Origin of the sequence: Methylocystis suflitae (genome assembly GCF_024448135.1) — a bacterium.
In the GTDB taxonomy this organism is placed as follows: Bacteria; Pseudomonadota; Alphaproteobacteria; order Rhizobiales; family Beijerinckiaceae; genus Methylocystis; species Methylocystis suflitae.
Window position 1 is genome coordinate 1 of sequence record NZ_JAMRYX010000212.1, and the last position, 13,082, is coordinate 13,082.

Annotated in this window: 14 protein-coding genes and 1 pseudogene; 5 read left to right on the forward strand and 10 right to left on the reverse strand. The window is 61.5% G+C overall.

The features are described from left to right. From NEI07_RS16230 to NEI07_RS16240, 3 genes and pseudogenes are all read left to right on the forward strand, one after another. Window positions 1–758, forward strand: a pseudogene (locus NEI07_RS16230) (complement resistance protein TraT); the annotation flags it as partial. Between the two features lie 104 nt (window positions 759–862). Then, entirely contained in the window at window positions 863–1,108 is a 246-nt protein-coding gene (locus NEI07_RS16235) for a hypothetical protein (protein ID WP_256035966.1), read from the forward strand. 62 nt (window positions 1,109–1,170) lie between these two features. After that, entirely contained in the window at window positions 1,171–2,979 is a 1,809-nt protein-coding gene (locus NEI07_RS16240) for a S8 family serine peptidase (protein ID WP_256035967.1), read from the forward strand. Here the strand turns inward: NEI07_RS16240 and NEI07_RS16245 are convergent. Beyond that, window positions 2,972–3,571 carry a helix-turn-helix transcriptional regulator gene (locus tag NEI07_RS16245; protein WP_256035968.1) on the reverse strand — a complete coding sequence of 200 codons (600 nt, stop codon included), beginning with the start codon at window positions 3,569–3,571 and terminating at the stop codon, window positions 2,972–2,974. The genes NEI07_RS16240 and NEI07_RS16245 overlap by 8 nt on opposite strands. A gap of 496 nt (window positions 3,572–4,067) precedes the next feature. After that, window positions 4,068–4,442 carry a cupin domain-containing protein gene (locus NEI07_RS16250; protein WP_256035969.1) on the reverse strand — a complete coding sequence of 125 codons (375 nt, stop codon included), beginning with the start codon at window positions 4,440–4,442 and terminating at the stop codon, window positions 4,068–4,070. A gap of 175 nt (window positions 4,443–4,617) precedes the next feature. On the opposite strand from NEI07_RS16250, the gene NEI07_RS16255 reads away from it, so the two are divergent. Continuing rightward, window positions 4,618–5,520, forward strand: coding sequence for an isoaspartyl peptidase/L-asparaginase family protein (locus NEI07_RS16255; protein ID WP_256035970.1), 903 nt, complete (start codon window positions 4,618–4,620; stop codon window positions 5,518–5,520). An 11-nt stretch (window positions 5,521–5,531) separates the two neighbouring features. Here NEI07_RS16255 and NEI07_RS16260 read toward each other — a convergent pair whose 3' ends face one another. The 5 genes from NEI07_RS16260 to NEI07_RS16280 all read right to left on the reverse strand — a co-directional run bounded on the left by NEI07_RS16260 (window position 5,532) and on the right by NEI07_RS16280 (window position 9,778). Further along, window positions 5,532–5,855 (reverse strand): hypothetical protein, encoded by a 324-nt coding sequence (locus NEI07_RS16260; protein WP_256035971.1) that lies wholly within the window; start codon window positions 5,853–5,855, stop codon window positions 5,532–5,534. 229 nt (window positions 5,856–6,084) lie between these two features. After that, the gene (locus tag NEI07_RS16265; protein ID WP_256035972.1) at window positions 6,085–7,920 is read right to left on the reverse strand and encodes a carbamoyltransferase family protein; all 1,836 of its coding nucleotides are present in this window, start codon (window positions 7,918–7,920) and stop codon (window positions 6,085–6,087) included. A 6-nt stretch (window positions 7,921–7,926) separates the two neighbouring features. After that, complete coding sequence (locus tag NEI07_RS16270; protein WP_014891398.1) at window positions 7,927–8,073, reverse strand: DUF5989 family protein; 147 nt, start codon at window positions 8,071–8,073, stop codon at window positions 7,927–7,929. A gap of 12 nt (window positions 8,074–8,085) precedes the next feature. Next, window positions 8,086–8,502: an SxtJ family membrane protein gene (locus NEI07_RS16275; RefSeq protein ID WP_256035973.1), complete on the reverse strand. Its 417-nt coding sequence runs from the start codon at window positions 8,500–8,502 to the stop codon at window positions 8,086–8,088. A 112-nt stretch (window positions 8,503–8,614) separates the two neighbouring features. Continuing rightward, window positions 8,615–9,778, reverse strand: coding sequence for an SGNH/GDSL hydrolase family protein (locus tag NEI07_RS16280; RefSeq protein ID WP_256035975.1), 1,164 nt, complete (start codon window positions 9,776–9,778; stop codon window positions 8,615–8,617). A 160-nt stretch (window positions 9,779–9,938) separates the two neighbouring features. Here NEI07_RS16280 and NEI07_RS16285 point away from each other — a divergent pair, with 160 nt between their 5' ends. Beyond that, a complete protein-coding gene (locus NEI07_RS16285; RefSeq protein ID WP_256035977.1) occupies window positions 9,939–11,603 on the forward strand; it encodes an adenosine deaminase family protein in 1,665 nt (554 codons plus the stop codon). On the opposite strand, the gene NEI07_RS16290 is transcribed toward NEI07_RS16285, so the two are convergent. The 3 genes from NEI07_RS16290 to NEI07_RS16300 form a co-directional block, all read right to left on the reverse strand. Further along, a complete protein-coding gene (locus tag NEI07_RS16290; protein ID WP_256035979.1) occupies window positions 11,600–11,749 on the reverse strand; it encodes a lmo0937 family membrane protein in 150 nt (49 codons plus the stop codon). The two genes, NEI07_RS16285 and NEI07_RS16290, sit on opposite strands and share 4 nt — an antisense overlap. Before the next feature lie 32 nt (window positions 11,750–11,781). Then, window positions 11,782–12,114, reverse strand: coding sequence for an acid-activated periplasmic chaperone HdeA (hdeA, locus tag NEI07_RS16295; RefSeq protein ID WP_256035982.1), 333 nt, complete (start codon window positions 12,112–12,114; stop codon window positions 11,782–11,784). A 109-nt stretch (window positions 12,115–12,223) separates the two neighbouring features. Further along, window positions 12,224–13,015, reverse strand: a complete 792-nt coding sequence (locus NEI07_RS16300) for a TOBE domain-containing protein (protein ID WP_256035983.1) — start codon at window positions 13,013–13,015, stop codon at window positions 12,224–12,226. Window positions 13,016–13,082 lie beyond the last annotated feature (67 nt).

The window sequence follows — 13,082 nt, forward strand, 5'->3', positions numbered from 1 at the left end:
TCCTGCCGTTCGAAGCGGCGCCTGTATTCGCGCCGCAGGGGATCGTCGGCGATGCGCTTGGCGCGATCGGCGCGCCGCTCGGCGGCTTCATCGGCGGCCGCTTCGGCAATGCTGGTCTCGGCCAGACGATCGGCGGCACGGTGGGCGGCCTTGCCCAGCGCTTCCTGCCGTTCGAAGCTGCGCCTGTGTTCGCGCCGCAGGGAATCGTCGGCGACGCGCTTGGCGCGATCGGCGCGCCGCTCGGCGGCTTCATCGGCGGCCGCTTCGGCAACGCCGGTCTCGGCCAGACGATCGGCGGCACGGTGGGCGGACTTGCTCAGCGCTTCCTGCCGTTCGAAGCGGAGCCGGTTTTCGTTCCGCAGGGCTTCATCGGCGATGCGCTCGGCGCGGTCGGGGGCCGGGTTGGCAACTGGATCGGCGGACGCTTCGGCAACGCCGGCGCAGGCCAGACGGTTGGCAATGTGGTGGGCGGATTGGCCCAGCGCTTCCTGCCGTTCGAAGCTGGCCCACAGGCTGGAACTTATTATGTCCCCCAGACGGCTGCGCCTGGGTTCGCGCCGCAGGGAATCGTCGGCGATGCGCTTGGCGCGATCGGCGCGCCGCTTGGCGGCTTCATCGGCGGCCGCTTCGGCAACGCCGGACTCGGCCAGACGATCGGCGGCACGGTGGGCGGTCTCGCTCAGCGCTTCCTGCCGTTCGACGCTGCGCCGCAGCCCGTCTATTACGTGCCGCAGATGCAGGCGCCGATGTACGGCTGACGTCTGAGCCGCGCAATCGACGCGACGTGTGAAGGATGATCTGCTGCCGCTTCCGGGCCGATTCTTCGGCCCGGGAGCCCTCAAGAGATCAGGATCACGAAATCATGAGCGCAACGAACGGCATCGATCAATTTCTGGTGGCGCCACGCAACGCGGCGAGCGCAGAGGATTTGGCCGCTTTCGAACAGGCGATGCAGTCTGTTCCCGGCGCCGCAATTCTTCAGCGCGCCGGCAAGGCCGGTCAACCCAGGCTGGTCGTCGCTCTGCCGGCGGCGAGCGCAAGTCATCTGCGCGAACAATTTGGCGCGACCCTGATCATTGAACCAAACGCTCCGCTGAAACCATTTTAGCGCCGGCGCCGCGTGCTTCATAGCGATGCGCAGGCCGGCTTGATTTTATTAGGAGAGTCGAAATGGCTGGTCCCGATACTGCTAATCCTGCGCCGAACGGTCAGAGTTCCGGGCGTGCGGCGCCGTCGCCCAATGGCGCCGATACGCGCGTGGAGCCGACGGCGATTGCGCCAACGGAGCGCTTCATGATCGCCTCGCGGCGCGTGCCCGGGTTCGCGCCCGCTTCGGCGATGGATCTGGCCAGCGCGCTGCCCGACGTTAAGATTGTGCGGCGGATCCAGCCGCGCGGGCTCACCGCCTTTTCAGCCGGCGGGCCGTCTTCTCAGACGCCGGAAATTCTCGTCGCCGAGATGGACCCTGCGCGCGGCGCAGCGCTGCAGGCGTCGGCGCCTCCCAATGTCGTCGTGGAGCGCGACGCCTTTCTTCGCGCCTCGGATGATTTTCGGCCCTTCGACTTCAACGGAGTCATGCCGATCGCCGCGGGCGTTGGAGTCGACGTGCAGCTGCGCGTCGTCGGCGTTGGCGGCAAGCCGCTGCCGAAGGCCACGGTCTATGTCTATGGCCAGGGCTTTCCGGGCCAGGGCGTCACCAATGAGCGCGGCGAAGTCGTCGTGACGGTTTTCGGCGGACCGATCGAGACCATCCAGGCGATTTACGTCAAACCTTCCGCCGATCACTGGGATCGGATGCTGCGCGCGCCAGCGCTTCAGGCCGGCGCGATGAACACTGTGCAGTTGCGTCCGCTGACGGAAAGCTTCAACGGCTTCCCTCAAAGCGGGATGGTCGGCTGGGGTCAGCGCCTGATGAAGCTGGACCGGCTTGATCCTTCGTTCACTGGCTCCGGCGTCAAGATCGGCATCATCGATTCGGGTTGCGACAGCGCGCACCCGCAATTGCGCCATGTGACGCGCGGCGCCGATCTCACCAATGGCGGCGACAAGACGAGTTGGTCGAACGATCTAATCGGCCACGGCACGCATTGCGCCGGAATCATTACGGCCGCCTCCGACGGCGTCGCCGGCATTCGCGGCTTTGCGCCGAAGGCGGAAGTTCACGCGTTGAAAGTGTTTCCCGGCGGTCGTTTCAGCGATCTCATCGACGCGCTCGACGAATGCATCGAACGGCAGCTCGACGTCGTCAATATGAGTCTGGGCAGCGGCGATCCTTCCGAACTCGTTGCGCAGAAGATCGCCGAAGCGCGTCAAAGCGGCGTCGCCTGCATCGTCGCCGCCGGAAACTCCAGCGGACCTGTGCAGTTTCCCGGCATGCTGCCAACGGTGCTGTCGGTCGCCGCGCTCGGTAAGCTGGACGAATTTCCTTCCGACAGCTACCACGCTCAGACCGTCGTTCCGCAACTTGTCGCTGGGACAATGTTCTCGCCGAAATTCACGTGCTTTGGGCCGCAGATCACTGTCGCGGCGCCCGGCGTGGCGATCGTCTCGACCGTGCCTGGCGGCGGATATGCGGCGTGGGACGGCACCTCGATGGCGACGCCTCACGTCACCGGCATGGCGGCGCTGCTTCTCGCGCACCATCCGCTTCTCGCAGGGGCGCGGGCGGCGCGCAATGAGCAACGCGTTGCGCAGCTCTTCTCGCTGTTGGCCTCATCCGGCGTCCGCTATCTCGGCGACTCCACGCGCGAAGGCGTCGGGGCGCCCGATTTCGAGCGCGTGCCCAGTCTGGCCGCAACTCAGCCAATGGGCGCAGCGGCGCCGGCTGGCGCGGGACTGGCTCCCGCGGGAGCGATGATCGATGGATTCGCTCCGCTGGGCGCGCCAGCTCCGTGGGCCGTCGACCCTGCAATGATGCAAAGGATCAATCCGGCGATCATCCAGCGCATGATGCAGCTGCGGGCCGCGGGTCTTATTTAGTCGCAAGCACGAGCGGTCCTCGATCGATCGGCGAATGAAGCGCTCCTCCGTGATCTGCGGAGGAGCGCTTTCGCATCGAGTGAGCCGCTTCGCCGCGACCGCGCACCTGCAGCTTCTGTAGAACATTGTGCACGTGATTCTTCACCGTGCCGAGCTCAATGCGTAGCCGACGGGCGATCTCCTTGTTCGACAGCCCCCGCTCGATCAGTTCGAGAATTTCGTGCTCGCGCGTTGTAAGCGTATTCTTTGCGTCCGCGCCGGACGAGTGCGACTCCTTGCCGATAGCCGGACGCTCTTCGACCGATGGAATCGCCGGCGCCGCGGTCAGTCGCTCCAGCAGTTCGACAACATCTTCAATCGAGCCCTCGCGTGGAATGACGCCGGCGATCGATGGACAAGCGGCCGCCAATGCTGCGCCAGCCGACGCCGGCGCGCCGATGGCGACGATCTGCAGATCTCGATGTTGCGCGCCGAGAGCTTGCGCAATCGCGAGCGCTTCCAGTTCGCCAACGTCAAGCAGCACAATGTCAAGTTCAGATTGAGCCGCCGCCGCCAGAGCAGCGCCGCACGCGACGACGGAGACGACGGACATTCCCGCGTGCTGGCTCAGACGTAAGCCAAGCGCTTCGCTAAAAAGGCGCGTGTCGCTGACAATCAAGATGCGCGCGTCTTGGGACAAATTTGATGACGCAGAAACAAACGCGTTTTGCGTCGGCGAATCGAATTCCTGAGCGGAATCGTTTCGGAAAGCCGCAAACCGGGGCATGAGCTACTCCTGATCGCTATGTCCGAAGGGAGCGCCTACATAATTGGCGCGCGCTTTGACAGGCGCAACGCTCGGGCGTCATCGCCTGCAATTTATCGGCTTCAACTTCATGTCGTTAAACCGCATCGTCATTTAGTCATCATGACGCTTTCGGACGACACATGAGGCGGCAGTCAACATAACGAGCTTCATAAGCGCTTTTTGGCCCCTGTCTTCCTTCAAATGAATGGTTTGTGCGAAAGGCCTCGACGGCTCTTTCCCGTCGAGACTTGCTTTCAAGAAGCCAAGGCGCAGTTCGCAGTGAGCAAAAGATTGGCGCCGACTATTTTTTCATCGGATAGAGAATGACATGCTCCTGCTCGTCGCCGTCGTTGCGGGCGACGATTGCGATCGCTGCTTCGCTGTCGCTCAAGTTCACGGGCTGATGCGGCACGTCAGGAGGAATGAAAATGAAATCACCGGCGACGTTCACGACGCTCTTTTCCAGGTTTTTTCCGTACCGCGTCTCGACGCGTCCTTGCAACAGATAGATCGCGGACTCGTGCCCCTTGTGCGTGTGGGCCTGCGCCTTGCCGCCGGGAGGAATAACGACTTTCAATAGAGACAGCCCTTTTGCGCCGGCGGTCTTTGTAGAAATTCCAGGGAAGATCGGGAGCGCCTGTTTGGATTGTGAGGCTTCGCCGACGCGCACCGTCACGATGTCCTTTCCGTCCTTTTTGCCTATGATCGACGTCTCGGACGCCGCCGGCGCGACAAGGGCTACGAAGATCAAGGAAAGAAGCAATGTGTTGCGCATGGCGTTCACTCCAGAGGTTTGCGGCGCAAGACTATAGCGCAGGCTTGAGACGCATCGACAAGCGGTGGGTTGGGAGATGACCGACGTCTCGCTGATGATCCATGGCGGCGCCGGCGCGATCCGCGATCCGCATCGTTATCAGGCCTCCCTGCGCGCGATAGTTGAATCGGGCGCCGGCCTTCTCGCAGAGGGATCGTCGGCGCTGGATACGGTCGTTCACTGCGTCGCGCTGCTCGAAGACGATCCGCTTTACAACGCCGGTCGGGGTTCCGTGCTCAACGCCGAAGGCGCCGCATTGTGCGACGCGTCGATTATGGACGGGCGCACACTCAAGGCGGGCGCCGTCGCGGCGGTTCGCGGCGTCAGAAATCCGGTGCGCCTTGCATATGAGGTGATGGGAAAGAGCGGCCATGTGCTGCTCGTCGGCGCCGGCGCCGAGCGCTTCGCGCGAGAGAGGCAGTTATCGTTCGAAAGCGAAGATTATTTCCGGACGAAGGAACGCGTCGCGCAGCTCGCCAAGGCGAAGCGAAAGCACGAGACCGCGCTCGATCATTCCGACACGGCCGATACGAAACTTGGCACGGTGGGCGCCGTCGCACGCGATCGCAACGGCGATCTTGCGGCGGCGACATCGACAGGCGGCGTCGTGAACCAGCGTTTCGGCCGCGTCGGCGATTCGCCGCTCATCGGCGCGGGAACATTCGCCGATAATGTCAGTTGCGCGGTGTCCTGCACCGGAGTCGGCGAGGATTTCATCCGCACTGCGCTGGCGCGCACGGCCGCCTGCTTCGTTGAATTTCGTTCAATGCAGGCTGAAGACGCCGCTCGCGCGGCGATACGCTATCTCGTCGACAGAGTGGACGGCCGCGGCGGCCTCATCCTTGTCGATCGTGAGGGGAGATGCGGACGGGCGCACTCGACGCCGGGGATGCTGACGGCGACGTTCGCTGCAGGCGGCGTACGGGTCGAGACAACATAGGCGCAGTCGTCTCAGGCCGCTCCCGTGCGCGGCGCACGCCGTCGACGCTCGGCGAGCCGCTGCGCCAGCGGATGTCTCCGATCGAGCGCAAGTTGCGTCAACTGCGCGACGAAACTTGGGGCGTCGGTTTCACCGGCGATCTCGAAGCGGCACATCAACCCCTGCTGTCCGCCCGCATCGAAGATGTCGACGACGACGAGCCGCGGCGCGCTTCTCCCGATCGCGCCGCGCGCGCGTAGAAATGCGAGGAGCGCCGGCCGGGGGCGAGCGGAGAGCGGCAGGGCGTCGCGAAGATGGTGGACAAGACTTTCCCGGTTGACGCGATCGAAATCCATTTGCCGCTCCATCAATGAAAAAAATCGATGCAATCACAGGCGTTTAGGCAGTCTCCGAAAAAGAGACGCGGCTTTAAACAATCCGTCAAGCTGAGCGGCGTTCCTTTCCTGTGCATAGAACGGCGTCGCCAAGCCGTCGGCGCCGAACGACATTTAAGTCAACAGCGATCGCTTAGCGAGATTTGCAGATGAGATCCTGACGGAGTGCGGAATCCCGCGCGCTCAGAAGTCAGTCCAGTTCGAACTTTTCTTTATAATCGTGCTTGAGCGATGCGTCCTGATCGTCTTTGCGAAGATAACAATCGCCGATCACCAGAGTGTCCATCTCCGTGCCCATGAAGCAGCCGAATGCGTCCTCTGGGGTGCAGACGATGGGTTCGCCGCGCACATTGAAGCTCGTATTGACGAGAACGGGACAGGCGGTCAATCGCTTGAACGCCGAAAGCAGCGCGTGATAGCGCGGATTCGTCTCCTGATGCACGGTCTGAATTCGCGCGGAATAATCGACGTGGGTCACGGCCGGAATGGAGCTGCGCGGAACATTGAGCTTGTCGATGCCAAACAGATTCTGCTGCTCGGTCGTCATTGCGTGACGATGTTTTGCGGCGACGTCGGCGACGAGCAGCATGTAGGGAGAGTCGCCTTCGAGCTCGAACCAGTCCGCGACATCCTCACGCAACACCGAGGGTGCGAAGGGCCGAAATGATTCGCGATATTTGATTTTGAGATTGAGCGTTTTCTGCATCGTTTCGGAACGTGGGTCGCCTAAAATCGACCGTCCGCCAAGAGCTCGAGGCCCGAATTCCATTCGGCCTTGAAACCAACCAACCGCTTTCTCGTCGGCGAGATCCCGCGCCGCCGCTTCTATGAGATCGCCTTCCGCCATCGCCTCGAATCTGGCGCCAACGGCGCGCAGCCGGCGCTCGATCTCGGCTTGCGGAAACGAAGGACCGAGATAGGAGCCGCGCATGGCGTCGCCGCCGCCGTTGAGGCTTCGGGAATTTTTCTTGTACCCATAGTAAGCCGCGAGTGCGGCGCCGAGCGCGCCGCCAGCGTCGCCGGCCGCCGGCTGAATCCAAATCTGGTCAAAGCTGCCGTCACGCAGCAGCTTTCCATTCGCGACGCAATTCAGCGCCACGCCGCCGGCGAGACAAAGATTGCGCGCGCCGGTCTCTTTGGCGAGCGCGCGGGTGAGCCGAAGGACGATCTCCTCAGTCACCGCCTGTATCGAGGCGGCGATATCCATGTGCCGCTGCGTCAATAGTTCTTCGGGCTTGCGCGCCGGGCCGCCGAACAGTTCGTCGAACTTGGCGTTGGTCATCCGCAAGCCGGTGCAATAGTCGAAATACGACTGATCGAGCCGAAAGGTGCCGTCCTGCTTGAGGTCGATCAAATTGTCCAGGATCAACTCGGCGTATTTCGGCTCGCCATAAGGGGCAAGGCCCATCAGCTTGTATTCGCCGGAGTTCACCTTGAACCCGGTGTAATATGTGAACGCCGAATACAGCAGGCCGAGCGAATGCGGGAAGCGCAATTCGCGCTGCATGGTCAGTTGATTGTCGCTGCCGAAAGCGACCGACGTCGTCGCCCACTCGCCGACCCCATCCATCGTTAGAACGATCGCGTCCTTGAACGGAGAGGGGTAGAAAGCGCTGGCGGCGTGGCTGAAGTGATGCTCGGCGAACAGCAGCCTTTTCGCCCAGTCGACATCCGCCGAATAGGCCTTCATCTCTTTCAACAGCAGCGATTTTTGAAAGAGCTTTTCGCGCAGCCAGAGAGGCAGCGACATTTTGAACGACTGGAATCCGCGCGGCGCAAAGGCGATGTAGGTTTCCAGCAGCCGCTCGAATTTGATGAACGGCTTGTCGTAGAAGGCGACGAAATCTATGTCTTGAGGCGTGGCGCCGGCCGCTTCAAGACAGTAGTCGATCGCGTGACGCGGAAAGCGCGAGTCGTGCTTTTTGCGCGAGAATCGCTCTTCCTGAGCGGCGGCGATAATTTTGCCGTCCTCCACCACGGCCGCTGCGCTGTCGTGGTAGAAGGCGGAGATGCCAAGTATCCGCATCGCGCTTTAAAAGAGCGTATAGATGAACGGAGCGACCGCAGTGCCCTGCAGAACGATCAGCGCGCCGATCAGCAGCATGATAACCAGAACCGGCGCCATCCAGTATTTCTTACTGGTCTTGAGATAATCCCAAAGTTCGAGCAGGAAGCTCATTTATCTCTCTCCTCAGAACTGCTTGCTCATGTCGCTCGCCCCTTCGGGCGTATCGCGCATGGTCCAGTAGGAAGTCGCGTTCTTGTCGAACGAAAGTTTGAGCGGATCGGCGCGGCGCAGTCGGAAAATCACCGCGATCGGGAGGATCACTCCAAAGAACAGGACGCCCATGATGATCGGGTTGGTGATTTTGTGCAGCGCCAAGCCCAGCTGGTGCCACAGTCGGTTCAGCGGCCGCAGTTTGGCTGGCGCGAGGAACGCCGCCGCGGCGAAACCAAGCGCTGCGGCGAGCCCCCATAAATGAGGCGCCTCGCCGTGCCGAAGCGGCAACATGCTGATGATCGCAATCGCCGCGGCGATCACCAGACCGAACGATCGATCGGACCCCATGGCGGCGAAACGGTCTCTCGAAAAGTCCTCATGCGACATTCAGACGAGACCCCCCAAGTCGCCTCAACGACAAATTATCTGCAAGGCTGGCGAACCGCAAATTTCCCATGACCTTCCCATGACTTGCCGTATGGCTTCGCTCCCCGCGCCCTCATTCGTAATTCTTAATGAGACCGTTCGCCAGGAGCGCGTTGCCCTTCGCGTTGAAGTGAAAGTCTCCCCAAAAATACAACGATCTAATGAAATCAGGATCTTGCGTTTTATAGGCGAAAAAGTCGGGAAAGTGATCGAAAAATTTCCTGCATTTGCCGGCGCACCAGTCGCGCCAGACGCGCGCTTGCCGCGAATTTTCAACGTCGTAGAGCAGCTGCTGCGGCCATGGATAGACCCCGACCGAAAGCGCGATCCCGCGCGACGACAGGAGTTCGTAGAGGCGATCCAATTGCTTCTTCGCCTTTTCGATAGACGCGTCGATCCCTAATGGGCCATAGCAGCTTGAATTCTCGCTATATGTCCAGCTTGCACGCGTGTAATCGGGGCTGTAGACGACGCCCGATTTTGAAAGTTCCTCGAAGGTCGCTCGCCCGAGCGCTCTCGCCAACTCCGCTGAGTAGCGCATCTGGCCAAGGAACTCCCCCATATAAGAGACTTTCTCCCACCACCTCTTTGGTGGTTGTGGCAGCGGCGGCAGCGGGACAGGGGAACAAACGTTTGCAGTGGGCTGAAACACGCCCATCTGCAATACGCCATTTTGATCATACGAATAGAAAACGCCTTCGTCCTGTATGTCGGAGATATCAATGTAAACCACAGCCTCGTCGAACTTGAGGCCAGCGTCGAGGAAATATTTGAGTTTCTCGTAATAGACGGACGGCGCATAGCTTGAAACTCCCGCATTCAACACATCGATTGCGGGAAAAGCCTGCGCGAAAAGGCCAACAAAAGACTGTTCATAGGGGACGCCGGGACTCTCAGTGAAGGAGTCGCCGATAAAGATGACGCGCTTGCGGTCCACCGTCATCGGCACGCTGCGTACGGCGGCGTCTCTAAAGCCCAGTGAGTTGGTAAAAATGGGAACTATATTGGAGCCCCAGGCGTCGAAGCCGTTAAAATTGGGCTTCAGGCCATGGGTGTAATGCGGATCGCGAACCCTCAACTCGTTTTTCACAGGCGCCAGAAATGGATTGCCGCCCGTGTAGACGAGATGAAGAACAATCTCCGTAACGACGACGAGACTGACGAGCAGTCCAAAGTTGATGAAAAGAATGCGAAACAGCTTGTAGGTTGAGTTTTTGCGCGACCACGACATCGACATTGGCCAAATTTGGCTTCCCCAAGATGGTGAGCAACACTCTTGTCATAGATCGACTGAAATGAGCAAGCTTCCTTTGCAAAAAATTGTTTTGCGTCGTTGAATGCCGGAGGCCTTTGCGGTGCGCTAAGAAGCCGCAGTGGATCGCGTTTCGGAGCTGCTTATGACCTCGCGTCTCAGTCGTTCGCTTGCTGAATTCCGGCCGGGCTCCGCGTCGTTGCGGATGTTCTGCGCGGTCCTCGCTGTCGCGTGGGGCGGTTGCGCAGCCCATGCGCGCGATATTTCAAGCACGGCCGCCGTGCGCGACACCTCTGCGGCGCTGGAAGGCCTGCGCGGCAATGGCGCCGCTCTACGCAGCTTTCTTGTCGAAATGCCGAAAGGCGCCGATTTGCACAATCACCTTGCGGGCGCCGTCTATGCTGAGAGCGCATTGGCTTGGGCGCGGGCCGAGGGGTGGTGTTTCGACGTCAAGAGCAAGGCCGCGCTGCCGCCGCCCTGCGACGCCGCATCAAAGCCGCCTCTCGCGGAAGCGCTGCGCTCCACGCAGGCCTATCGAGACGCGATCAACGCCTGGTCGATGCGCGACGTCATCACCGCGCGCGTGAGCGGCCATGATCAGTTCTTCAACAGCTTCTTCCGGTTCTCAGACGTGACGTGGAATAATGTCGGCGCGGCCCTCGCCGAGGTCGTCGAGCGCGCCGCCGCGCAGAACGTCTTGTATCTCGAATTGATGATCAGTCCGCTGATGGGCGAGGCGCGCGATCTTGGCGAGCAGATCGGCTGGAAGGACGATCCCGACGCAATGCTTGCGGCGCTCGACGGCAAAGGTCTCGGCGACCTCGTCCAGCGCGCGGCTGCGAGCGTCGCCGCGGTCGTCGCCGACAAGGACCGGCGACTCGCCTGCAGCGACGCGGTTCATCGTCGGCCCGGATGCGACGTGGCGGTACGGTTTCTCGCCCAGGTCTATCGCAATGTCGACCGCGCGAAATTGTTCGCGCAGACGGCGCTTGCCGCGCGTCTTGCCTCACGCGACGGGCTGGTTGTCGGATTGAACCTCGTCGCGGCTGAGGACGATGAAATTACGCTGGGAAATTATAGCGAACAGATGCGGATCGTCGGCGACGTCGGGCGCCGACACCCGAAGGCGCGGATCAGTCTCCATGCCGGGGAGCTGACATTGGGGCTCGTTCCTCCCAAGGACCTGACCTTCCATATCCGCGAAGCGGTCGAGGTCGCCGGCGCGGGGCGCATCGGCCATGGCGTCGACATCGGCTTCGAGCGCGACGCTAAAGGTCTGATGGCGCGAATGGCGCGCGATGGAATAATGGTCGAGATCAATCTCACGTCCAATGCGCAAATTCTCGGCGTCGAAGGCGCGGACCATCCATTCCCGCTCTATCGCAACGCGGGCGTCCCGACGGCCCTATCGACCGACGACGAGGGCGTATCGCGAATCGATCTCACTCACGAATATCAGCGCGCCGCGCGCGTCTACCAACTTTCCTATCGCGACTTGAAACAGCTCTCTCGAAACAGTCTGAGTTACGCCTTTCTTCCCGGCGAGAGCCTGTGGCGCGATCCTGCCGCGGCGCGCCCCGTTTCGGCTTGCCTCAACGCACAGCTTGGCGGGACGTCGCCTTCCGCCGAGTGTCGTCGTTTCTTGGCCGGTTCCGAAAAAGCCAGACGGCAATGGGAGCTCGAGACGCGCTTCGCGCGCTTCGAGTCGAAGTGGAGCGGGCGCGAGGGAAAGCCGGCGAACAGCGTTGCGCCCGCTTCCCCGCCTTGGTCGTCGGCCAAACGTGAGCGTTCCTCGCGCGGCGTTCGCTAAAGAATGCTGCGGCCCTGAATGACGCGCAGAATGATCACGATGATCGCGATGACGAGCAGAATGTGAATGAAGCCGCCGAGGGTATATGAGGAGACCAGCCCGAGCAGCCACATGATGACGAGGATGATCGCGATCGTTTCAAGCATTGTTCAGCCTTCCATTTGGCCAGCAAGGGAGGTTACAGCTTTTTGCCAAGCGACTTTGCGTCGGCCTCGACCTTTTTCCAAGCGCTCTTGAGCTTGCTCCAGAACGACTCTTGCGGCGCCTTCTTGCAATCGTCGATGACCATGGGAATGACCTTCTCGGTGCCTTCGATATCGACGTCCGTTCCGAGCGGCTTCCCTTTCTTGCTCTGCGCAGAGGACCAGTAGATCACCTTCGGCTGAAATTGGTTGTCGACCGCGAGGAATTCCTCGCATGTCCACTTGGACGTCGGCTTCTTCGTATCGGCGAGCCCGTTCGTCGCGTAAAAAGACAATGCGGCCGCGGCAATGAAATAAACTGGCTTCATAGGATGCTCCTTCGAGTCCGCGCCTTCTGCGAAAAGCGCCGCCGAGAGACTATTGCGGAATCGCGCCCGTATCTAGTTGCGCTGTAGCCGCCGATTTCTTCGGACGCCGCTATTCCACCGCCAAAATGACGTCCGCAGCGTCGAAGGTCGCCAGCGCGGCGTCCCCTTCCTTCAGTCCCATGTCTTCAACGAGGTGGCGCGGCGTCACCGCGGTCATCGTCTTTCCGAATCCGACGTCGAGCAGGATTTCGCTATTGCGCTCCGCGTCTATCCGCTGCGTGACCACGCCGCGGAAGCAATTGCGCTGCAGCGGGGTCGCGTCGCCGGCGGGCGCCAGATTGACGAAGGACGCCTTGATCAGCGCCAGCGCCTTGCGCCCGCGAGAAAGGCCCAGTCGCTCCGCTGATTCATTGGTGACGATCGCCAGGATCGTATCCTTTTCCGATACCCGCAGCGTCACTTCGACGTCGACAGGCCACTTCTTGACCTGAGTCACTTCCGCGCGAAAAACATTGCGCGCGGAAATGGTCATGCCCGTGGTCCACAGCAGAAAATCCTCGGCGCCGGCGAGACCCTCTTCGGCGATCGTCTCGGAGATGCGCGCAAGCTTTTCTTCGAGGCGGTGGAAGGTGGCGATCAGCCGGCGTCCTTCCTCTGTCACTTCGGCGCCGCCGCCGCTGCGGCCGCCAGCCTTGGTGATGAAGGCGGGCGTCGGCAAGAGATTGTTGATCGCGTTCACCGCGTCCCATGCGGCCTTGTAGCTGAAGCCGACGGCCTTGGCGGCCTTCGTGATGCTGCCGTGGGCCGCGACGGCCTCTAACAGCTTGACGCGGTCGCGGCCGACAAGGAGTCGGCCCTCGCTCCGCAGCGCCAGTGAAGCATCGATCTTGCCTTCGGCCATGTCAGCGCCCCGCCTCATCGCCCCGATACAGGGCAGGACGGCCGGAAGCAACTGCAGCTCAGGATGT

Coding starts and splice junctions, on each gene's coding strand:
- NEI07_RS16270 (WP_014891398.1), bottom strand. CDS start 8,073: ATGAGCTTCCTGCTCGAACTTTGGGATTATCTCAAGACCAGTAAGAAA.
- hdeA (WP_256035982.1), bottom strand. CDS start 12,114: ATGAAGCCAGTTTATTTCATTGCCGCGGCCGCATTGTCTTTTTACGCG.
- NEI07_RS16280 (WP_256035975.1), bottom strand. CDS start 9,778: ATGTCGATGTCGTGGTCGCGCAAAAACTCAACCTACAAGCTGTTTCGC.
- NEI07_RS16255 (WP_256035970.1), top strand. CDS start 4,618: ATGACCGACGTCTCGCTGATGATCCATGGCGGCGCCGGCGCGATCCGC.
- NEI07_RS16245 (WP_256035968.1), bottom strand. CDS start 3,571: ATGTCCGTCGTCTCCGTCGTCGCGTGCGGCGCTGCTCTGGCGGCGGCG.
- NEI07_RS16290 (WP_256035979.1), bottom strand. CDS start 11,749: ATGCTTGAAACGATCGCGATCATCCTCGTCATCATGTGGCTGCTCGGG.
- NEI07_RS16265 (WP_256035972.1), bottom strand. CDS start 7,920: ATGCGGATACTTGGCATCTCCGCCTTCTACCACGACAGCGCAGCGGCC.
- NEI07_RS16235 (WP_256035966.1), top strand. CDS start 863: ATGAGCGCAACGAACGGCATCGATCAATTTCTGGTGGCGCCACGCAAC.
- NEI07_RS16260 (WP_256035971.1), bottom strand. CDS start 5,855: ATGGATTTCGATCGCGTCAACCGGGAAAGTCTTGTCCACCATCTTCGC.
- NEI07_RS16300 (WP_256035983.1), bottom strand. CDS start 13,015: ATGGCCGAAGGCAAGATCGATGCTTCACTGGCGCTGCGGAGCGAGGGC.
- NEI07_RS16240 (WP_256035967.1), top strand. CDS start 1,171: ATGGCTGGTCCCGATACTGCTAATCCTGCGCCGAACGGTCAGAGTTCC.
- NEI07_RS16275 (WP_256035973.1), bottom strand. CDS start 8,502: ATGTCGCATGAGGACTTTTCGAGAGACCGTTTCGCCGCCATGGGGTCC.
- NEI07_RS16285 (WP_256035977.1), top strand. CDS start 9,939: ATGACCTCGCGTCTCAGTCGTTCGCTTGCTGAATTCCGGCCGGGCTCC.